The organism is Agromyces ramosus, assembly GCF_004216665.1.
Classification (GTDB): Bacteria; Actinomycetota; Actinomycetes; order Actinomycetales; family Microbacteriaceae; genus Agromyces; species Agromyces ramosus.
Genome location: NZ_SGWY01000002.1, coordinates 1088938 through 1109144 on the forward strand (window position 1 = coordinate 1088938; position 20207 = coordinate 1109144).

The 20207-nt window shown below is 68.9% G+C and carries 18 protein-coding genes and 1 tRNA gene; 7 read left to right on the plus strand and 12 right to left on the minus strand.

What is annotated here, in order from left to right; translation table 11 throughout:
• Positions 1-26: 26 nt before the first annotated feature.
• Complete coding sequence (locus tag EV187_RS11745) at positions 27-2891, minus strand: WD40 domain-containing protein (protein ID WP_130353191.1); 2865 nt, start codon at positions 2889-2891, stop codon at positions 27-29.
• A 632-nt stretch (positions 2892-3523) separates the two neighbouring features.
• Between EV187_RS11745 and EV187_RS11750 the strand changes: the two genes are divergently transcribed.
• Positions 3524-4840, plus strand: a complete 1317-nt coding sequence (locus tag EV187_RS11750) for a DUF2252 domain-containing protein (RefSeq protein WP_207221811.1) — start codon at positions 3524-3526, stop codon at positions 4838-4840.
• Between the two features lie 317 nt (positions 4841-5157).
• Here EV187_RS11750 and EV187_RS11760 read toward each other — a convergent pair whose 3' ends face one another.
• A complete protein-coding gene (locus EV187_RS11760) occupies positions 5158-5682 on the minus strand; it encodes a TetR family transcriptional regulator (RefSeq protein ID WP_165391170.1) in 525 nt (174 codons plus the stop codon).
• 205 nt (positions 5683-5887) lie between these two features.
• On the opposite strand from EV187_RS11760, the gene EV187_RS11765 reads away from it, so the two are divergent.
• From EV187_RS11765 to EV187_RS11780, 4 genes are all read left to right on the plus strand, one after another.
• On the plus strand, positions 5888-6934 hold the full coding sequence (locus EV187_RS11765; protein WP_130353194.1) for a type 1 glutamine amidotransferase family protein: 1047 nt from the start codon (positions 5888-5890) through the stop codon (positions 6932-6934).
• A 289-nt stretch (positions 6935-7223) separates the two neighbouring features.
• Entirely contained in the window at positions 7224-8042 is an 819-nt protein-coding gene (locus EV187_RS11770) for an SDR family oxidoreductase (RefSeq protein WP_130353195.1), read from the plus strand.
• Positions 8043-9191: 1149 nt separating this feature from the next.
• Positions 9192-10496, plus strand: a complete 1305-nt coding sequence (locus tag EV187_RS11775; protein WP_130353196.1) for a glycosyltransferase — start codon at positions 9192-9194, stop codon at positions 10494-10496.
• 16 nt (positions 10497-10512) lie between these two features.
• Positions 10513-11112, plus strand: a complete 600-nt coding sequence (locus tag EV187_RS11780) for a hypothetical protein (protein ID WP_130353197.1) — start codon at positions 10513-10515, stop codon at positions 11110-11112.
• A gap of 118 nt (positions 11113-11230) precedes the next feature.
• On the opposite strand, the gene EV187_RS11785 is transcribed toward EV187_RS11780, so the two are convergent.
• Positions 11231-11307: transfer RNA gene (locus EV187_RS11785), tRNA-Pro, on the minus strand.
• A 230-nt stretch (positions 11308-11537) separates the two neighbouring features.
• On the opposite strand from EV187_RS11785, the gene EV187_RS11790 reads away from it, so the two are divergent.
• Positions 11538-12044: a hypothetical protein gene (locus tag EV187_RS11790; protein ID WP_130353198.1), complete on the plus strand. Its 507-nt coding sequence runs from the start codon at positions 11538-11540 to the stop codon at positions 12042-12044.
• A 23-nt stretch (positions 12045-12067) separates the two neighbouring features.
• Here the strand turns inward: EV187_RS11790 and EV187_RS11795 are convergent, their stop codons facing one another.
• A complete protein-coding gene (locus tag EV187_RS11795; protein WP_130353199.1) occupies positions 12068-12724 on the minus strand; it encodes a hypothetical protein in 657 nt (218 codons plus the stop codon).
• Positions 12721-13194, minus strand: a complete 474-nt coding sequence (locus tag EV187_RS11800; protein WP_130353200.1) for a MarR family winged helix-turn-helix transcriptional regulator — start codon at positions 13192-13194, stop codon at positions 12721-12723. The genes EV187_RS11795 and EV187_RS11800 overlap by 4 nt, the downstream gene beginning before the upstream one ends.
• A 101-nt stretch (positions 13195-13295) precedes the next feature.
• On the opposite strand from EV187_RS11800, the gene EV187_RS11805 reads away from it, so the two are divergent.
• Entirely contained in the window at positions 13296-13916 is a 621-nt protein-coding gene (locus tag EV187_RS11805; RefSeq protein ID WP_165391171.1) for a GNAT family N-acetyltransferase, read from the plus strand.
• A 14-nt stretch (positions 13917-13930) separates the two neighbouring features.
• Here EV187_RS11805 and EV187_RS11810 read toward each other — a convergent pair whose 3' ends face one another.
• The 7 genes from EV187_RS11810 to scpB are packed head-to-tail and all read right to left on the minus strand — an operon-like array spanning position 13931 to position 20160.
• Positions 13931-14851: a CHAD domain-containing protein gene (locus EV187_RS11810; protein ID WP_130353202.1), complete on the minus strand. Its 921-nt coding sequence runs from the start codon at positions 14849-14851 to the stop codon at positions 13931-13933.
• A 40-nt stretch (positions 14852-14891) separates the two neighbouring features.
• Positions 14892-15335 (minus strand): nitroreductase/quinone reductase family protein, encoded by a 444-nt coding sequence (locus EV187_RS11815; RefSeq protein WP_130353203.1) that lies wholly within the window; start codon positions 15333-15335, stop codon positions 14892-14894.
• Positions 15336-15343: 8 nt separating this feature from the next.
• Positions 15344-16861, minus strand: a complete 1518-nt coding sequence (gene der, locus EV187_RS11820) for a ribosome biogenesis GTPase Der (protein ID WP_130353204.1) — start codon at positions 16859-16861, stop codon at positions 15344-15346.
• A gap of 39 nt (positions 16862-16900) precedes the next feature.
• Positions 16901-17581 (minus strand): (d)CMP kinase, encoded by a 681-nt coding sequence (cmk, locus tag EV187_RS11825; protein WP_130353311.1) that lies wholly within the window; start codon positions 17579-17581, stop codon positions 16901-16903.
• A gap of 8 nt (positions 17582-17589) precedes the next feature.
• Positions 17590-18672 carry a prephenate dehydrogenase gene (locus EV187_RS11830; RefSeq protein WP_130353205.1) on the minus strand — a complete coding sequence of 361 codons (1083 nt, stop codon included), beginning with the start codon at positions 18670-18672 and terminating at the stop codon, positions 17590-17592.
• A complete protein-coding gene (locus EV187_RS11835; protein WP_130353206.1) occupies positions 18669-19481 on the minus strand; it encodes a pseudouridine synthase in 813 nt (270 codons plus the stop codon). Before EV187_RS11835 ends, EV187_RS11830 begins: the two co-directional genes overlap by 4 nt.
• Positions 19474-20160, minus strand: coding sequence for an SMC-Scp complex subunit ScpB (scpB, locus tag EV187_RS11840; RefSeq protein ID WP_423190887.1), 687 nt, complete (start codon positions 20158-20160; stop codon positions 19474-19476). Before scpB ends, EV187_RS11835 begins: the two co-directional genes overlap by 8 nt.
• Between the last annotated feature and the right edge of the window lie 47 nt (positions 20161-20207).

Genomic DNA, 20207 nt, shown 5'->3' on the forward strand with positions numbered 1-20207 from the left:
CGCGTTTCCTGCTGTTGCCGTGCTCGTCACTTCCGGTAGTCGCACATGGGTGTCCAGTCAGACGGAAGGAACGGCTCGAGGTCGAGAGACGACACGTACGGTTCCGTGAGTGCGCAGGCGTCGGAAGTCAGCCAAGAGGTCGGCCACAGCCGCACGCTCCCGTCGAAGTCGTATGGAGGGTCAACCGCGACCATATTGCCTGAGCCGAGCATCATCCCGTCCGGGCTGAACGCAACCGACGTTGCCCAGTAGTCGTGGCCGGTGAGCGGTTCGCCGATCGCTTCACCGGTATCAGCACGCCACAGCCGCACTGTTCCGTCATGGCCGGCGGACACCACGAGATTGCCGTCCGGACTGAAGGCCACGGATCTCACCCAGTCGTGATGGCCTATGAGCGGCTCGCCGACCGGCTCGCCAGTGCCGACATCCCACAGCCGCACGGTCCCGTCAGTTCCCGCGGAAGCGAGCAGGTTCCCGTCCGGGCTGAACGCCACCGATGTCACTCGGTCGAGGTGACCGATGAGCGGTTCGCCGACCGGCTCGCCAGTGCCGACATCCCACAGCTGCACGATTGCGTCACTTCCGCCGGACGCGAGCAGGTTCCCGTCCGGGCTGAACGCCACCGACTCCACCCGGTCGTCGTGGCCGGTCAGCGGTTGTCCGACTGGTTCGCTGGTGCTGACGCTCCACAGTCGCACGGCCCCGTCGTCGCCGGCGGATGCGAGCAGGTTTCCGTCCGGGCTGAACGCCACCGACAACGCCTGGTAGAACTCTCGGCCGGTGAGCAGCTCACCAATCAGGTCGCTCGTGTCGGTACTCCACAGCCGCACAGCCCCGTCCTCCCCGGCGGCCGCGAGGAGAGTTCCGTCCGGGCTGAACGCCACCGACAACGCTCGGTAGTACTCTCGGCCGGTGAGCACTTGACTGATGGGGTCGCCGGTGTCCGTACTCCAAAGCTGCACCATCCCTTCGCGGCCGCCGGCCGAGGCAAGCATCTTCCCGTCCGGTGCGATGGCGACCGATGTCACAGCTTCGTCTTGAACTCGAAGGGCTTCGCCGATCGGATCGCTGGTGCTGATGTGCCACAACCGCACGGTCCCGTCGTAGCCCGCGGACGCGAGCAGATCTCCGTCAGGGCTGAAGGAGACCGACGTGACTCTGACGCCGCGTCCACTAAGCGGTTCGCCGATCGGATCACCGGTGCCAACATCCCATAACCGTATGGTCCCGTCCTCGCTGGCGGAGGCGAGCAGACTCCCGTCGGGGCTGAAGTCCAATGACGACACCATGTCGTCATGGCCGGTGAGCGGCTCGCCGACCGGCTCGCCCGTTGCTGAATCCCAGAGCTGCACGGGCCCCTCATAGGTGCCGATGGCGAGCAGATCCCCGCTCGGGTTCAACGCCGCGGACAGTGCTGAGAGGTATTCGCCGGTGAGCGGTTCCCCCATTGGATCGCCCGTTTCTGGATCCCATAGGCGCATGGCCCAGTCAGGACCTGCTGAAGCGAGCAGACTTCCGTTCTGGCTGAAGGCCAGCGGCTTCACCCGGTAGTCGTAATCCGTGAGCGGCTGCCCGATGAACTCGCCCGTACCCGGATCCCAGAGCCGCACGGAGTCGATTCCGCCAGTCGCAAGCGTGGTCCCGTCGGGACTGAATGCAACCGACACCACATCTGCATTGTGGCCCGTGAGCGGTTCTCCGATTGAAACGCCTCTGTCGGGATCCCACAGCCGAACCGTTTCGTCTTCACCTGCTGTAGCCAGCAGCTTGCCGTCCGGGCTGAACGCCACGGACTCCACGACGCCGACATGGCCAGCAAGCGGTTCTCCGATCGGATCTCCGGTGTTCGGATCCCACAGCCGCACAGCTCCGTCGTCACCCGCCGAGGCGAGCAAGCCACCGTCCGGGCTGAACGCAACTGACATGACCCGGTCGACGTGGCCGGTCAGCGGTCGACCGATCTGATGCGCCGCCTTCGTCATTGCTGCGCGCCGAGCTTCCCAGACCGCTTCAACCGCCCGCGAGGGGCCTGTGCTCGTCGCGCCCTGGGCTTCGGCAGCCAATGCAAGGGCTAGCGCCGGGTTGTCGTCCACGACAACCTGCGACTCGGAAACGAGGGCCTGCCCTACCGCCTGGTCGCGTTGACGCCGGGCCTCGTCGCGCTGGGCTTGCGCCTCGGCGGCCTGCAGCAGCGCCGCGACCCCTGCCACGACAGCCAGCAGGGTGAGGACGGCGAGGACGGCGACGGCGGCGCGGCGCAGCCTGCGCTCACGGCGCTGCTGGCGGAGATCCTCACCCGCGAGCTCGGACTTCTCCTTGCCTTGCATGGGCGCGGCCAGATCGGTGACACGCTCGCGGAATCCGGGTGCCCTGGGATCCCACGGCGCATCCCCGCTGATGTCCACGTAGAAGGGTTGGGCGGGAAGGACACCTGGATGGGTCAACAACTCGGGCGCTGCGGAGGAGCGGGCGGGGTCGAAGCATCCTTCCGACTCGTCCCACTCCAAGGTTCCGTCAGCGATGACCAGGAACAGGCGCTCCGGTCCCTTCCGGTCCAGCCAATAGGAGAGCTCCTTGTCCACCCATCTCGACGATGCCGCCTTCGGCGAGAGCAGTACGACCATATGGCGGGACGCATCCATCGCCGCGGCCACCTTCTCCCAGAGATCGGGGCTTGCCGTGAGGTCGGTGGAATCACGGAACACCCGCAGCGCACGCAACTGCCCGAACCGGCGACCGATGGACGCCAGACCACGCTGTACGCCCCGGGCCGGTGCACTGTCGTGGTGGCTGTACGACAGGAACGCGTCGAAGCTGAACCCGTCCGGTCCTTCCCGAGTTGCCGGCGTGGTGTCTGTCGATTGCGCGGATCTATTACGTGGGCTGTACATCGTGTGCCGCTTTGTCCAATATCAGTGCCGGGACATCTCCGGGGTTGGGCAACCCCGGTGTACGTCTCGAACCTCTCCCACAAATACTCCTCGTATCGGCGGTCTGCCAGCCTCCGGGGCAGCCCGGAATCGTCGGGATCCGCTTTCGCTCGGCAACACGGCGAGTGTCCGGAACGGAGCAGGACGACGAGCTGGTCTGGCAGGGGGATCGAAACTCTTGACCTCGGAAGTCCCGGAAACCCTTTGGTTCCCAGGACTTCGGTCGGGCTGACAGGGTTTGAACCTGCGACCCCTTGGAGGATCCGAGCGTCTGCCGGTCACTCCCGAAAATCTCCGGAACCCTCAGACTCCCTCGTGTTTACAGGGAACCGGACGGTTCGCTGACGCCGAGCTCACCCGGTCACCTGGGTCACTCACGGGTCGATCTGATGGGTAGAAGATGGGAATGGGATGTACCCAGCAGTCGCCGATCGTCTTCTCCGCGTGGGGCGTGGTCGAAACCCGAACAGTTCGGAACGCGCCCCCGGTCGCTCGCCGTCACGCGGTACCCTGCCCACATGGGCAACGGCGAGCGACGGTCACCCGCGAATGAAGCCGGGCGCCGGGTGCGCAAGCGTCTGCCGCGGCGAGGCTTGGCCGAGCTGGTCCTCCCCGTCGACCGGGATCCCATGGGCATCCTCGAGGAGCAGAACGCGTCGAGACTGAAGGATCTCGTGCCGGTGCGGGTGGGTCGGATGCTGCAATCGCCGTTCTCGTTCTACCGGGGCACGGCGGCGGTCATGGCGGCCGACCTGCGCGGTGCACCCACCACCGACCTCGAGGTCGTCTCCTGCGGCGACGCCCACATCTCGAACTTCGGCTTCTTCGCCTCGCCCGAACGCGCGCTCGTCTTCGACCTCAACGACTTCGACGAGGGCGGCGTCGCGCCGTGGGAGTGGGACGTGCGCCGGCTCACCGCGAGCGTGTACATCAGCGGGCGCGACATCGGCTCGAGCGAGGACGCATGCCGCGACGCGGCCTTCGCCGCGGCTGACGCGTACCGCGAGATGTTGCGGAGCTATTGCCGCCTCTCCACGCGAGAGCGCTACTACACCCGGGTCGACACGTCCTCGGTCGCACGTCACCTCGGCGAGAAAGGCGAGCGGACGGTCCGCAAAGCGGCGAAGAAGGCTCGCGCACGCACGTCCGAGCGGCTCCTGCAGCGCCTGACGACGATTTCGGTCGACGGCGGCATCCGCATCGTCGATCAACCTCCCATCCTGCGCCACGTCGACCACGCGACGTTGGGCGAGGTCACCGACCTCTTCACCCAATACCGCGCGACCCTGCGCGAGGACATCGCGTTCCTGCTGGAGCAGTACCGCGTGGTCGACTTCGCCCTGCGGGTCGTCGGTGTCGGCAGCGTCGGCACCCGCTGCTACCTGCTCGCAGTCGAGGGCCCCACCGGCGACATGCTGTTCCTCCAGGCCAAGGAGGCTCCGCCGTCCGTCCTGACGACGTACGGGGGCCGGCGGTCGATCATCCCCGGTCGCCCCGGCGTGACTGACTTCATCGAGGGTCACCGCGTCGTCGCCGCCCAGCGGATCCTGCAGGCGAACTCCGACCTTTTCGTCGGATGGATGCGCGGCTGGGCCGGTGACTCCGCGGACCGTTACCGGGTGGACTACTACTGGCGGCAGTTCCGCGACATGAAGGGGTCGATCGAGCCGGACACGCTCGACACCGAACAGTTCCGCTCGTACGGTGCGCTGTGCGCCGCACTCCTGGCTCGGGCGCACGGGCAGTCCCCCGCCTCGGCTGCGATCGTGGGCTACCTCGGCCGATCCGAGGAATTCGCCGAGGCGACGGCGGCATGGTCGGCCGCGTACGCCGATGTCGCCGAGGCCGACTTCGAGCTGCTGCGCCGAGCCGTCGCATCCGGACGCCTCTCGGCCGAGACCGGAGTCTGACCGCGGTTCGGGGCGTGCACCTCCGGACCCCGACGCGAGATTCCAGGAGCCAGCGGGCCACACTGCGCCGACGGCGGCGCTGCCGCGACCAGGCCGGCAAGCCCGAGGAGTCGCACGCCTCTGAGCGGCAGGGCCTCCGTGAGGGCCGGTGGGATGATTCAGCCGCCCATGGTGCGCGGATCTCCTTCCAGTCGACCACGTTCCGCGGGACGGTCAGGAGCGGCCGGTGCTGGTGGTGCGCCAGGTGAGTCAGCGCCCGGTCCGGGCGGGCGGCCAGGTGGCGGTGTCGATGTCCGCCCTGGTGCCAGCCACGCGGGTCAGGTGGGTTGGATGGCATCCATTGCCTGGTCGAGCAGCTCGCCGAACGGCTGTGCCTGGTTGGTGGTGAGCCAGGTGGTCCAGGCCGCGAGGAGGCAGGAGAAGGCCGCACCGACGATCGCCGCGGTGCGCGGGTCGGCCGGATCTGACCGGCCGGTGCGGGTGCGCGCCTCGTCGAGCACAAGCTCCTGCATCCGCGACACCCGGTCGAGGTAGCTGGCGTTGAGCGTCGGATGGTCCCGCACGATCTTCTCCATGGCGACCGTTGTGGCTCCCCGGGCTTCGCTCTCAAAGTATTCGGCGACCCGGCCGAACACCTGCCGCAGCGACACCCAGATGGGTTCGTCGGCCGGGCGGGCGGCCAGGTCCTCGGCGAGCTGCTCCCCGAGGACCTCGTACTTGCCCATGACGAGCTCTTCCTTCGACGCGAAGTAGCGGAAGAACGTGCGCTTGGACATGCCGGCCGCTGCCGCCAGGTCGTCGATGGTGGTCTCGTCGTAACCCTTTTCGACGAACAGGTCCACGGCGAGCTGCGCCAGCTCCCCGCGGACGGCCCGGCGGGTGCGTTCCCGGACTGGAAGTGGATGGCTCTGCATGACGACAACAATACCACGCGGACGCACACTTGACACCGAGTGTCATTTATGGCGTATAGTAGCTGTCGAGCCGATAAGTGACATGGGCGGCCTGCCCTCACCCCGGCCGACAGAATCCAGAAGGAGCAACGTCATGCCCACCACCAAGCGCCGCGCACTGATCCTCATCTCGTCCGGCCGCCAGCTGCCGCTGGCCGCGCCGGTCGAGGTCACGTCGATCTCGACCGGGTTCTTCCTGGTCGAGATGGCCCAGGTATTCAAGGAGTTCGAGAACGACTACGAGTTCACCTTCGCCACCCCCGACGGCAACGCCCCGCAACTCGACATCAATGGCATGGCCCTGTCCGTGCAGTCCATCGAGAAGACCGGCGCCAAGACCCTCCCCATGCGCATGCAGCAGCGCCGCCGCTCGTTCGACGTGAGCAGCTTCCGGCAGCGCCACCCCGAGCTGGTCGCCCGCCGCGAGCAGGAAGTCCGGCTGCTGGAGCGGCACATCGGCCGGATCCCGGTCTCCGAACTACTGCCCAACAGCGAGCCGGAGCTCGCCGAGTACCGCCCCGAACTGATCCGCCGCCTCAACAAGCTGCCCGAGGGCACCTTCCACTCGCTGCAGGAACTCGTCCTGCGCCACCGCGACCCAGCCGACCCGTTCACCTTCGCCGACTTCGACTTCATCCACGCCCCCGGCGGTCACGCCCCCATGGTCGACTTCCGCGACGACCCGTGGCTCGGCGAAACCCTCCACGTGGCCCGGGAGAACGACGTCACCATCTCGCTGATCTGCCACGCGCCCATCGCGGTGACCTCCACCCGGCAGCGCGTCGACGCACAGGGCCGCCCCTACCTCGTCAGCGACAACCCGTTCCTCGCCGCCCCCATCTCGACCGTCCCCACGATCGGCGAGCGGTTCGCGCTGCGGTTCCTCTACCCCCGCGTCCCCGGCAAGACCACCCGACTGCCCTACTTCGTCGACGTGGCCATCAAGGAAGCCGGCTTCACCCTCGCGACCTCCCCCAACATCTCCGCCCCGCTCCTGGCCTACGAGCCGTCAGTACGGCTGCTCACCGGCAACGGCCCGCAGGCCATCGACCAGCAGGCCGCCAAGCTGCGCAGCATCCTCACCAGCACCCGAACCGCCCAGCGCACCAGCGACAAGCAGCTGAGCAAGACAAGCAGCTGATCAAGTAACCGTGACCATCCACTCTGCCGGCCGCACAGTGAACGACCCGGTCGAGCAGATGGATCACTGGATCGGTGGCGGGCTGATGCGGCCCGCCAGATCACCGGGGCGAGCTTCCCGCACGAGATTCAGGCCCCTCGAGAGTCCGTTTCCGGTGACATCAGTGCAAGGCCGCTGACCGTGGAGCTGCGGGCCGCTACCGCCGCCCACCTCCACAACGAACTCAACACAATCCGGATAGCCCTCCACTTGCGGGTGGCCGTCCATACCAACAGGAGGTATTTACATCATGAGCGAAGTTTGGTTCATCACCGGGGCGTCGAAAGGCTTTGGCCGCGAGTTCGCCCTCGCCGCCCTCGAGCGTGGCGATAAGGTCGCAGCGACCGCCCGCAACACGGACACTCTGAATGACCTGGTCGAGCAGTACGGCGACGCCGTCCTCCCGGTCAAGCTCGACGTCACCAACCGCGACCAGGTGTTCGCCGCGGTGACGTCCGCGCACGAGACGTTCGGGCGGATCGACGTCGTCATCAACAACGCGGGCTACGGGCTCTTCGGAACGGTCGAGGAGATCACCGAACAGCAGCTGCGGGACCAGCTCGAGACGAACCTATTCGGCGTTTTCCATGTCACCCAGGCGGTCCTCCCGATCCTCCGCGAGCAGCGCGCGGGCCACATCATCCAGATCTCGACCATGGGCGGCATCGTCGCGTTCCCGACCCTCAGTGCCTACCATGCGTCGAAGTGGGCACTGGAAGGGATGACGGACGCACTCGCTCAAGAAGTCGCCGGCTTCGGCATCAAGGTCACCCTGGTCGAACCCGGCGGCTTCGCCACCGACTGGTCCGGTGCATCCGCCATCGTCGCCGAGGCGCATCCCGCGTACGCGGCTCTGCACGAGAACATGGCCGCGCAGCGGGCGCAGGTCGTACTCCCGGAGCCGGTCGGCTTCAAGTCCGCGATCCTCAAGGTCGTGGACGCCGAGGTCGCTCCGAAGCGTGTCTTCTTCGGGGAGGGGCCGACTCAGATGGCACCGCAGGTATACCAGCAGCGCCTGGCCGAGTGGGCCGAGTGGGCGCACGTGTCCAAGGCCGCAGAAGGCAAGTAGAAAACGCCGGGCCTGCGGGCCATGACACGCCCACACCACGGCGTGCACCCGCACCACAGGGGAATCCAGCCATTGGTGGAGCTGTCGGTCGCGGGATCCCGGAGCGGAGCGAGGCCGGCGTCGGCGATGAGATCGAGTTCTCGGTGGACGCGAGGGGTTCCACCAGGCACGGGCAGGATCGCGAAGGTGGAATGGGACTTCGACGGGACTGGCACGTACCCGACCGCAAGGGCGACGAAGAACCCAATGGTGAAGAACCTGAAAGCGACGCACACGTTCACCGAGTCGGGCACTTGGTTCGCGGTCGTGCGCGTCACCGTCCAGCGGGAGTAGTCCAACACGAATGACCCGTTCACACGGGCGCAGAACCTCGACCGGGTCCGGGTCGTCGTTCACTGATACGCCGAGCCCGAGCCCTTCGGGCGCAAGACGACCGGGCGTCGCCATGCGCCCGAAGGGGACCGGACGGAGTGACGACATGGCCGACGTCTGGCCGCCATCGGCCACCGGTCAGCCACCCTGGCGTCAAGCGAAAGCAGAAATCGCTCACAATGCACTCGGCACAGTTCTGGCAGCAAGGACGCCTCGACCGGTGACAACACTCAACAACCGCAACCCGTCGAAGACGCTCACGACGACGGTGTGCGGGCGGGGTGGTAGGCGAGAGCCGAGCGAAAAGCCCCGGCAGATTTCCACATCTACCGGGACTCTTGTCGTTGGTCGGGCTGACTGGATTCGAACCAGCGACCCCTTGGAGGATTCGGCCGCTTTCGGGTCTTCACCGGTTGTCCCGGGAACTCGCGGGTTCCCTTGAGATGACGGGGAACCAGGCCGTTCGCAGACTCCGATTCCAACCGGTTGGTTCGGTCGCTCCCGGATGAATGTGATGGGTAGGTGATGGGGACGAAGACGCCCAATCGAGATGCGCGCATCCGTCGATGGCGCGAGGCGGCGCGTATTTCTCTGCGGACCTGACCCGGGGTTGGCCTCCATCAGGAAGTGCAGCGCGCCGTATCCGCAGTTCGGGCCTGCCGCGTTCCGGCAGCCACGATACGCAGCAAACGTGAGCGTTAGAGCGGATGCCTCGGACAGGTAGTGAACTACGCAAGGGGCCTCTTCCAGCAAACTTCATCTGTTCAGGGGGCCGACATGCGGATTCTCATCGCCACCGTTCCTGCAGCGGGTCACTTCAATCCGCTCACCGGCCCCGCCGTGCGCCTCGCCGAACTCGGCCATGACGTCAGGTGGTACGCGGGCCCTGCGTACGCCGCGCGGGTGAAGCGACTCGGGCTCGAGGTCATCCCGTATGAGGAGGCGACCGAGATCACAGGCGACAACGTGAACGCACTCTTCCCGGAACGTCCGAAGCTCAGGGGCGCGAAGGCGATTGAGTTCGACGCGGACGTGTTCTTCGCACGTCCGGCTCACGCGCAGTTCCGTGACATCCGGAACGCACGCGAGCGATTCCCGTTCGACGCGCTGCTGATCGACGGCGCGTTCTATGCCGGCTATCTCGTGGCGAAGCGCCTGGATGTGCCGGTGTTCGTGATGGGGTCGATCGCAGCGCCGAGTCTTCGGGGAAGGAATGCGGTCACGCCGTTCTTCGGACTGCGTCCGCCGAGGACCTTCCTCGGTCGCATGGTGAACCGCGCGGCCCGCGCGATGCTCGTGTCAGGCAGTCGGAAGGGGGTCGAGACCTTCAACGGATACCTCGCGGAGGAGGGGCTGCCCGCTTTGGCGGTCGAGGACTACTTCGACTGCACACAGCAACCGGATGTCGCGCGGCGCGTGTTCAACGTCGGGCTCCCCGAACTCGACTTTCCCGACGCGTACGTCCCTCCGAACGCCGAGTGGGTCGGCGCGCTGCTCCCACACCGCACGGCCGCCGCCGCACCGCTGCACCCGCGTGTCATCGAGCGTTCCGGACGCGTGGTCGTGGTCTCTCAGGGAACAGTCGATAATCACGACCCACAGAAGCTCATGATCCCGGCAATCGAGGCATTCATGGGCGGTGACCGGCTTCTCGTCGTCGTGACCGGCGGGGTCGGCACCGACGAGCTGCGTGCCCGATATCAGCATGACAATCTGCTGATCGAGGACTTCGTCGACTTCGATCTGCTCTTCCCACACACTGAGCTCTACGTCACCAACGGCGGGCTCGGCGGAGTGCTTCTTGCGCTCAGCCACGGAGTTCCGCTCCTTGTCGCGGGCACACGCGAGGGCAAGGGCGACATCAATGTCCGACTCGCCTACCGCGGCCTTGCGGTGGATCTCCGCTCCGAGCACCCCTCAGCACGGGCCATCGCGCGCGGAACCCAGCGGGTGCTGAGCGATTCCGACATGAGAGTCCGGGTGGCGGCGGTGAAGACCGCCCTGGCCGCATACGACTCAGTCGGAATCATCGAGCGCGGACTGCTGGACAGTCTCGCGACCGCCGACCCACTCACGGAGTGAGTGGGAAGGAGCGGCGATGACCGAACAGCTGCGTATCTGGGCTGGACTCCAAGGGTTCGTGAGTGCCGCAGGATTGCTTGCTCTGCTCTTGTTCTTCACGCTCGCGACGCCGTTTGGAGCGGAACAGCAGCGGTGGGCGTGGCTCGGGCCCGTGAACGACTGGCTCTACGTACTCGGCGCGGCACCCTGGATCATCGCGTCAGTGCTGCTCGTTGAGCGCGTGCGCGGTGGAGCGCTGCTCTGGATCCTCACCGGAATCCTTTGCCTTCTCATTGCGGCCGGTGCCTTCGTGACGGCGCTCATGCTGGCCGGCAGAGTCGGGCTCAACGTGCAGTTCCTTGTGGCGACGCCGATGACGCTCGTCGGATTCATCTGGCTGTGGCCCGCAGCGGCAGCAGCGGTCGGCGCGTCGGCAGTGCCGAGCTGGGTACTCCCGCTCAGCATCAGCATCCTGCTCGCGTTCGTGGTGGGCGGGGCGGTCGTTGGAGGCGCCTTCCTGGTCCCTGCAGGCTCGACAATGCGAAACGTGCTCATCGTCGCCGGCGGGATACCGGTCGCGCTCGCGATGATCGCGTTTCCCGCGTGGTGGGTCATCCTCGCATCGAATGCCCGCTGAACGCGCGGTGCCAGTGCCGTCTATGGCTACGCCGACCGTGACATCGAGGAGGTCATAGGCCGAGTCGTCGATGGAAAACCTCAAAAGTCCCGGAAACCCTTGAGTTTCCGGGACTTTCTGGTCGGGCTGACAGGATTTGAACCTGCGACCCCTTGACCCCCAGTCAAGTGCGCTACCAAGCTGCGCCACAGCCCGTTGTCGTCGAGGACAACTTGACCATCATAGCGGCATCCGCAGGAGTGCTCGTGCACGCCCACGGCACGCCAAGCTCCTCGCCAACCCGCTTCCGCGACCCACGGGCGACGCACCGCTCCCCCATACCCGATGCATAGGTTCGGCTCGTAGCCTCGTCGGGACCGGATACGGTCGAACCTGCCGGTGCCATCTCGCGCACCCCGCGAACACCGACCCCCATGGAGGACCCCTTGCCGACCACGCCCCGACGCCTCGCCCTCAACCTGCCCCTGCTCGTGCTGTGGATCGCCGCCGTCGGCGTCGCCGCGGTCGGCTACTGGCTGGTGCAGCGCGGCAACGCCGCCCAGGCGGAGTTCTACACCGCCGGCGGTACCGACCCCCTCGAACTGCTGTCCGCCCAGTCCACCACCACGATGGGCGGACTCCTGCTCGCCGCGGGTGTCGTCGGCCTTCTGCTCGCCCTCGCGACGCACGCCCGCGCGCGATCTGCCGCGATCCTCGCCGCGAACACGGTGGCGGATGCCGCGACGCACGAGCCCGTCGCATCCGAGGACTTCGACGACCTGGACGACCGCCTCGACGAGGGCGACGTGCTCGCCGAGCGCGACCGGGCCGACGCTGACGGCGAGGCGACGGACGCCGACGCCGACGCTGCCGAGCCGCAGCGCGCCAGGGACGAAGCCGAGCTCGAGGGCGGTTCCGAGACCGCGAGGGAAACGGCGGCGAACCGCGTCTGACACCCGACGTCCCGCGGCCGCCCTCAGAGGTGCTTGCGCACCTCGTCCATGAACCCCTGCGGATCGTCGACCCAGATGCGGAGCCCGGTGATGGTCTGCTCCCCGCCGCGGGGGCCATTGCCGGGCAGCCGCACCACGGTGGGGCGTTCGAGCTCGATCTCGATGTCGGTCTCGTCCTGCATGCGGTAGACGAGCGTGCGCGAGGCATCCGTCTCCTCGAATCGGGGCGACTTCGGCTCGTCGACCCGCTTCACACGGGCCACCGAGGCGATGTCGTCCCAGCCGAGGGCGACGTCGGTCTCGAAGCCCTGACGCACCCGGATGCCGTCGGGGCCGACGGTGTGCGGCCGCATGAGGTACGCGCACAGCAGGCCGAACATCCAGGTGACGCCCCAGATGCCCAGGATGAGGAACGCGATGCGCACCGCGGGCCAGCGATGCACGATGAGATCGACGATCGGGATCTCCACCGCGGAGAGCACGATGAAGATCATGAGCACGGTGAATACGGGCTTGTGGTAGCCGAAGCCCGCGGCGCCCCGTGGGATCGCCGGCCGACGCGCGATGAAGCGCCCGATGTTCGCGTACACGGCGAGCTCGACGAGCAGGGCCCGCTTCGCGAGCCCCAGGGCGCGACGCCAGGCGGATGCCGCGGGGCGGGCCGGTGCCTCGACGCTCATGCGCCGACCTCCGTATGTTCGGCACGACGCGCCTCCTCGGCGGCGACCAGTTCGCGCAGCCGTGCCGCGATCGCGTCGACGCCGCGCTCGAGGGCCGCACGGTCGGCCGGCTCGACGACCCCCAACAGCTCCTCGGTCAGCTCGGCGTGCTCGCGCTGCATCTCGCGCATCATGTCACGAGCGGATGCCGCGAGCGCCACGATCGTGGCCCGGCGGTCGCTCGGGTGCGGCGAGCGGGTGACGTAGCCGCCCGCCTCGAGCGCGTCGACGAGCCCGGTGATGTTGCGCGGACTCACCTCGAGGCGCTCTGCCAGCGCGTGCTGAGTGGACGGACCGCCGTGCTGCAGCTCCCAGAGCAGGCGCGTACGTGCCGGGGTGAGCGGCGTGCCCTCGAAGGCGCGCGCCATGTCCTTCTGGAACAGCTCCCCGATCTCGAGGAGCCGGTCGAGCACGGTGATCTCGGCAGCCATATCATGATGATACTACATCGTTACCTCACTTCACGATTCGGGGTTGCTGCGCGCGCCCCGGCGGCGAGCGGATGTCGGACGCCCGCGCTAACGTGAAGGACATGCCGAGCCCGGTGACCGACGCCCTGACCGGCGAGCTGCGCATCATCCCCGCGCACGACGCGCCGTTCGACGACGTCGTCGCGGTGTTCGGCACGAAGGGCGATCCGGCGCACTGCTGGTGCCAGTGGTACAAGATCCCGGGCAGCGACTTCCGCAACGTCGGCGACGAGGCCCTGCGCGACCTCCTCGAGGCCCAGGTGCGAGCCGGAGGCGCCGGGCCGGGGCTGCTCGCCTACGACCGCGACACCCCGGTCGGGTGGTGCGCGGTCGAACCCCGTCCCAATCTCGAGCGTCTGCCGCACAGCCGCACGATCGCCGGCGGCACGCCCGACCCCGACTTCGACGACCCGTCGATCTGGGCGGTCACCTGCTTCGTCGTCCCGCGGGCGTACCGAAGGCGTGGGGTCGGGCGGGCACTGGCCGAGGCCGCGGTCGAGTACGCGCGCGCCCGCGGTGCCCGCCTGCTCGAGGGATACGCCGTCGACCCGTCCGCCCGCTCCGGAGCGCCCGCCGCCGATCTCTTCCCCGGCACGGTCACGATGTTCGAGAATGCCGGGTTCAGCGAGGTGGCGCGCCCGAAGGCCGACCGCGCGATCATGCAACGTCGGCTGCGCGGCTGATCCTCTCGCCCTGCTCAGCGCGAGGCCACCCACTTCCGATTCGCGCGTCGCAACTCGCGCACCACCGCGTCGAGCTGCGAGAGCCGCTCGGCCGCGCGACGATCGGCGTCGATGGCGATGCGCTCCAGCGCGTCGACCGGTGCGCCGGCGTGCGCGGCGTGGGCCGCGACCCGCCGTACGTGCTCGGCGAACAGCACCTCGTCGCGATGGTCGCCGAGCACGTCGTGCAGTTCCTCACCCGCGCGGGCGAGCGTGCGCGCACGCTTTCCGAACAGCACGACCGGCTCCTCCGTGAGGGCCTCCGCGGCGTACCGCAGGCGCCGTCCCGCCTTGCGCACCGCATGCAGGCGCTCGGCGCCGGCGGACTCGTCGACCCGGGAGGCGCGTCGCGTCGTGCGCCGTGCCTCCCGATCCAGGAGGTCGCCGAGCGTGGAGCCGGCGGGCTCGTCCGCGCCGGGCGTGCGCGGCGCATCGGCGAGGAACTCGGCCAGGTCCCTACGACGCGCTGCAGCGCGCGGCAGGCGCTGCAGCTGCACGAAGCGCGCATGGGCGAGCCGGTGCGACTCGACCTCGTCGTCGATGAGCCGCACGCGGATGGCGTCGACGTCGGCGATCTCCTCCCTGCCCTGTTCGGACAGCTCCTCCACGGCGCGCTCGGCCATCCCGATCCGCACCTCGAGGTCCCGCACCGTGCCGAGCTCGCGGCCGAACTCCCCGTACCGGCGACGGAGCGCTTCGGCCACCGCGCTGTCGAACAGGGGCGCGAAGGCGGCCAGCACGCTGCGGAGCCGTCGTACGTGCGTGCGCATCTGGTGCACGGCGTCGGGCTCGTCGCGGAGCGCTGCGGGCTCGAGTTCGTCGAGGCGCTCGCTGATCGCACGCAGTGCGCGCACGACGGCATCGCCCGCATCGAGGCCAGTCGTGTCCGCGGTCATAGCGTCATGCTAGGCCGAGATGGTGCGGTGCCGGCGGACGTCAGTCCTCGGGCTCGCAGATCACGAGCGGGATCTCCCGCGTCGTGCGCCGCTGGTACGCGGCGTATCCGTCGAAGGCGCCGACGACCCGGGGCCAGAGCGTGGCGCGCTCCCCCGCGTCGGCCGTCCTGGCGGTCATCCGCCGCGTTACGCCGCCCATCGTGAGCTCCACCGATGGGTGCGCGACGAGGTTGCGGTACCACTCCGGGTCGCGGTCGTCGCCGCCCTTGGATGCCACGAGCACGACTCGGTCACCGTCGACCACCGGCGCCGAGAGCACGACCGTGCGCCGGCGTCCGCTGCGTCGACCGGTCGTCGCGAGCATCACGACCGGCATGCCGACGATTCCCGCGCCCACCCGCCACCCGGTCGTCCTCAGGAGGAGGGCGTGGCCGCGTGAGACCATTCTGAACCGGACGTCGGCGAACCGACCGCGTCGCGTCATCCGCCGTGCTAGCGCTGGCGCCGTTCGCGCACGCGCATGTTGATGACGATAGGCGAGCCCTCGAAGCCGTAGATCTCGCGCAGGCGCCGCTGGATGAACCGGCGGTAGCCGGGGTCGAGGAACCCGGTGGTGAAGAGCACGAATGTGGGCGGGCGGCTCGCGGCCTGCGTGCCGAACAGGATGCGGGGCTGCTTGCCGCCGCGCACGGGGTGCGGGTGCTCCTGCGTGAGCTCGGTGAGGAAGGCGTTGAACTTGCCGGTGGGGATTCGCGTGTCCCACGACTCGAGGGCCGTCTCGAGGGCGGGCACGAGCTTCTCGAGGTGACGGCCGGTGCGTGCGGAGATGTTCACGCGCGGCGCCCAGGCCACGTGGTGCAGGTCCTGCTCGATCTCACGCTCGAGGTAGCGGCGCCGGTCGTCGTCGAGCAGGTCCCACTTGTTGTAGGCGAGCACGAGCGCCCGGCCCGACTCGAGCACGAGGTCGATGATGCGCACGTCCTGCTCGGAGATCGGCTGCGAGACGTCGAGCAGGACCACGGCGACCTCGGCCTTCTCGAGGGCGGCCTGGGTGCGCAGCGACGCGTAGAAGTCGGCGCCCTGCTGCAGGTGCACGCGACGACGGATGCCGGCCGTGTCGACGAACCGCCAGATCCTGCCTCCGAGCTCGATCTGCTCGTCGACGGGGTCGCGTGTGGTGCCTGCGAGGTCGTGGACGACGACGCGCTCCTCGCCGGCGGCCTTGTTGAGCAGGCTCGACTTGCCGACGTTCGGGCGACCGAGGATCGCGACGCGTCGGGGTCCGCCGAACTCGTCCTTCGCGACCGCCGAAACCTGCGGCAGCACCTTGAAGACCTCTTCGAGCATGTCGGCCACGCCGCGCCCGTGCAGCGCCGAGACGGGGTACGGCTCGCCGAGGCCGAGGTTCCAGAGTGCCGCCGCCTCGGGTTCCTGCCGGGCGTCGTCGACCTTGTTCGCCACGAGGAAGACGGGCTTGTTCGTCTTGCGGAGCAGGCGCACGACGTGCTCGTCGGTCGACGTGGCGCCGACGGTCGCGTCGACGATGAAGAGCACGACGTCGGAGAGATCGATCGCGACCTCCGCCTGCGCGGCGACCGACGCGTCGATGCCCTTCGCGTCGGGCTCCCACCCGCCCGTGTCGACGAGCGTGAAGCGGCGGTCGAGGTACTCGCCCTTGTACGACACGCGGTCGCGCGTGACGCCGGGGGTGTCCTCGACGACGGCCTCGCGGCGGCCGAGGATGCGGTTGACCAGCGCCGACTTGCCGACGTTGGGGCGGCCGACGATCGCGATCACGGGAAGGGCCGGGAGATAGCGGATGCCCTCCTCGCCCTCCTCGGAGATCTCGAGCACCTCGAGGTCGTCCTCGTCGAGCTCGTACTCGGACAGGCCCGACCGCAGGGCGGCGGCGCGCCGCTCGGCGAGGTCCTCGTCGACGTCGGCGAGACGCTCGGCGAGGTCGTCCTCGACGATCGCCTCGTCGTCGTACTCGTCGCGCTGGTCGGTCATGGTGTCTCCTCTGAGTCTGGTGCGCTCGTGGCGCCGGCGCTATCGCACCGCCTCGGGCTGCGTGGCCCGGATCACGCCGATCACGGCATCGACGGTCTGATCGAAGTCGAGCTCCGTCGAATCCACCGTGGTCACGCCATCGGCGGCGGTCATGAAGTCCACGACCTTGGAGTCCGCCTCATCGCGCCGATGGAGCTGCTCTCCCGCCGCCTGGGCCGAATCGCCGACGAGCTCCGCGGAGCGCCTCGCTATTCTAACGTCCTCCGACGCGGTCAGGAGGATCCGCACCGGGGCATCGGGCGCCACGACCGTCGTGATGTCGCGCCCCTCGACGACGATGCCGGCCGTCGGCTCCTCCGCGATGATGCTCCGGAACAGCTCGATGAGATGCGTGCGCACCTCGGGCACCCTCGCCACCCGGCTCACCACCGCCGAGATCTCTGGGTCGCGGATGGCGGTCGTCACGTCGACCTCGCCCACGTGCACCGCGTAGCCCGCAGGATCGGTGCCGATGCGGTACGCGAAGCTCGGCAGGCACGAGACCACGGATGCCGCGTCATCCGTGTCGACTCCGGATGCCTCGACATGCCAGGCCAGCGCCCGATACGCGGCGCCCGTGTCGAGGAACCCGAATCCAAGCCGCCGCGCGACCTCCTTGGAGACGCTCGACTTGCCGCTGCCGGCTGGACCGTCGACGGCGACGACGAGGGGGAAGACCACGGACACGTTCAGCCTGCTATCCGCCAGCCGCGCTCGGCCAGCTCGTTGGTGAGTCGGTCTGCCGCCTCGGGCAGCACGGAGATCTCGGCCAGCCCGACCTGGCGGCCGGGCGAGTGCTCGAGTCGGAGGTCCTCCAGGTTCACGCCGATCTCGCCGACCTCCGCGAGCAATCTGGCCAGCTCGCCCGGACGGTCCTCGACCATCACGACGACGATCGTGAAGCGCTTGTCGGTGCCGTGCTTGCCCGGCAGCCGCTCGACGCCGGTGTTCCCGCCGGCGAGCTCCTCGGCCACCCTGCGCCGGGCGCCGGGCGCGGTCGGGTCGGCGAGCGCGTCGATGAACCGGTCGAGGTCGTCGCGGTAGGCGAGCAGGATGTCGCGCACGGGCGTCGCGTTGGCGCCGAGGATCTGCACCCAGAGGTCGGGGTCGCTGGCGGCGATGCGCGTCACGTCGCGGACCCCCTGGCCCGTGAGCCCCAGCGCGGCGTTCGGCGCGTCGATGAACCGGCGGGCCATTATGCTCGCGACGACCTGCGGCACGTGGGAGATGAGCGCGACCCCGCGGTCGTGCTCGGAGGGCGTCATCTCCACCAGGGTCGCGCCGAGGTCGAGGATGAGGTCGTCGATGGCGCCGGCGCGCTGGTAGGTGATGGCATCGTGCGCCGCGACGACCCACGGCCGTCCGGCGAAGAGGTCGGCGCGCGCGGCGAGCGGGCCGCCGCGCTCCCGACCGGCGAGGGGATGGGAGCCGATGTAGCGCGAGACGTCGGCGCCGGCCCCCCGGAGCGCGTCGAGGATGCCGGCCTTGACGCTCGCGACATCCGTCACGATCGCATCGGGGAACTCGGCGAGCTCGGCGGCGACGACCGACGCCGTCACGTCGGGCGGGACGGCGACGACGATGAGCTGCGGGGCGTCGCCCGGCGCGGCGACACGTCCGGCGCCGAGGTCGACGGCGATCGCGACGTGCGTCGGCGACGCGTCCGCGAGGATCACCTCGATGCCGCGGGAGCGAAGGCCGAGCGCGACGCTGGTGCCGAGCAGGCCGGCACCGACGACGCGGACCGGCCCGATGAGGCGTGATTCGGTCACGAGTCCCCTTCGTTCGTTCCGCTGCCGGCGTGCCGGGCGGCATCCGCGGCGCGGGAGATCGTGAGCAATTGGCCGAGTTCCACCTTAGTCAACTCGCGCATCGCACCCGATCGGAGGGTCCCGAGGTTGAGCGGCCCGAAGCTGCGGCGCACCAGCTCGACGACCGGATGCCCCACGGCATCGAGCATGCGGCGCACGATGCGGTTGCGACCCGAATGCAGCGTCAGCTCCACCATCGAGTGCTGGTCGTCGCCCTGCTGCTGCAGCACCCGTGCGCGGTCCGCCGCGATGATGCCGTCCTCGAGCTCCACGCCGCGCTTGAGCTGCTGCACGACCTGCGGCGTGACGCGACCTCGCACCTTGGCGATGTACGTCTTCTCCACGCCGAACGACGGGTGGGCGAGCACGTGCGCGAGGTCCCCGTCGTTGGTGAGGAGCAGCAGTCCACTCGTCTCGGCATCGAGGCGGCCCACGTTGAACACCCGCTCCTCGAGCTCCTCGGTGAAGCGCGTGAGGTCGGGGCGCCCCTGCTCGTCGCGCATCGACGACACGACGCCGCGCGGCTTGTTGAGCATGTAGTAGCGCTTCGCGGGATCGAGTTGCACGGCGACGCCGTCCACCGCGACGAGATCGGTGGCCGGGTCGATCCGGCTTCCGAGCTCGGTCACGATCCGGCCGTTCACCTCGACCCTGCCCTCAACGATGAGCTGCTCGGACACGCGACGGCTCGCGACGCCCGCGGCGGCGAGCACCTTCTGCAGCCGCACGCCCTCGGTCGGATCGCCACCCGGGGCGGATGCGTCAGTCAAGGTCGAATCCCTCCTGGCCGTCGTCGAGCAACGGCGAGATGTGCGGCAGTTCGTCGAGCGAGTTGATGCCGAGGTTCGTGAGCAGCAGGTCGGTCGTGCCGTACAGGATGGCCCCCGTCTCGGCGTCGGTCGCCACCTCGGTGATGAGCCCCCGTCCGAGCAGGGTGCGCACCACGGAGTCGACGTTCACGGCACGGATGGACGCGATCGACGAGCGCGAGATCGGCTGCTTGTACGCGATCACGGACAGCGTCTCGAGCGCGGGCTGCGACAGCCGCGTCGACGACTGGGCGAGCACGAAGTCGGCGACGAGGGCGTCGTACTCGGCCCGGACGTAGAACCGCCATCCGCCGCCGACCTCGCGGAGTTCGAAACCGCGACGGATGCCGCCGGCCGGTGCCTCGTCTGCGACATCCGTTCGCGGTTCGCCCGACGCGCCCTCGCCGTCGTAGTCGGCCCGGAGGCGGGCGATCGACGCCCGCACCTCCGCGACGGGGCGGGCGACGGCCGCCGCGAGGGTGACGACCGGGAGCGGCTCGTCCGCGATGAACAGGATCGCCTCGAGCGCCCGGTCGAGGTCGAGTCGCGGCTGGCCGGGCACGTCGAGGGGCGTGACGATCGAGAGCTCGGGTCCGTCGACGGCGTGGGGCGCGCCGTCGACGGACGTCTCCCCGGTCACGGCGTCGACTGCGGCGGCCGACGTGTCGGCGGCCACGGCATCCGTCT

What these genes read in the sequence shown, in the direction of transcription:
- EV187_RS11815 (WP_130353203.1), bottom strand. Translation starts at nt 15,335, where the DNA reads ATGACGCGACGCGGTCGGTTCGCCGACGTCCGGTTCAGAATGGTCTCA.
- EV187_RS11810 (WP_130353202.1), bottom strand. Translation starts at nt 14,851, where the DNA reads ATGACCGCGGACACGACTGGCCTCGATGCGGGCGATGCCGTCGTGCGC.
- EV187_RS11780 (WP_130353197.1), top strand. Translation starts at nt 10,513, where the DNA reads ATGACCGAACAGCTGCGTATCTGGGCTGGACTCCAAGGGTTCGTGAGT.
- EV187_RS11805 (WP_165391171.1), top strand. Translation starts at nt 13,296, where the DNA reads ATGCCGAGCCCGGTGACCGACGCCCTGACCGGCGAGCTGCGCATCATC.
- EV187_RS11795 (WP_130353199.1), bottom strand. Translation starts at nt 12,724, where the DNA reads ATGAGCGTCGAGGCACCGGCCCGCCCCGCGGCATCCGCCTGGCGTCGC.
- EV187_RS11765 (WP_130353194.1), top strand. Translation starts at nt 5,888, where the DNA reads ATGCCCACCACCAAGCGCCGCGCACTGATCCTCATCTCGTCCGGCCGC.
- EV187_RS11800 (WP_130353200.1), bottom strand. Translation starts at nt 13,194, where the DNA reads ATGGCTGCCGAGATCACCGTGCTCGACCGGCTCCTCGAGATCGGGGAG.
- EV187_RS11770 (WP_130353195.1), top strand. Translation starts at nt 7,224, where the DNA reads ATGAGCGAAGTTTGGTTCATCACCGGGGCGTCGAAAGGCTTTGGCCGC.
- EV187_RS11775 (WP_130353196.1), top strand. Translation starts at nt 9,192, where the DNA reads ATGCGGATTCTCATCGCCACCGTTCCTGCAGCGGGTCACTTCAATCCG.
- EV187_RS11745 (WP_130353191.1), bottom strand. Translation starts at nt 2,891, where the DNA reads ATGTACAGCCCACGTAATAGATCCGCGCAATCGACAGACACCACGCCG.
- der (WP_130353204.1), bottom strand. Translation starts at nt 16,861, where the DNA reads ATGACCGACCAGCGCGACGAGTACGACGACGAGGCGATCGTCGAGGAC.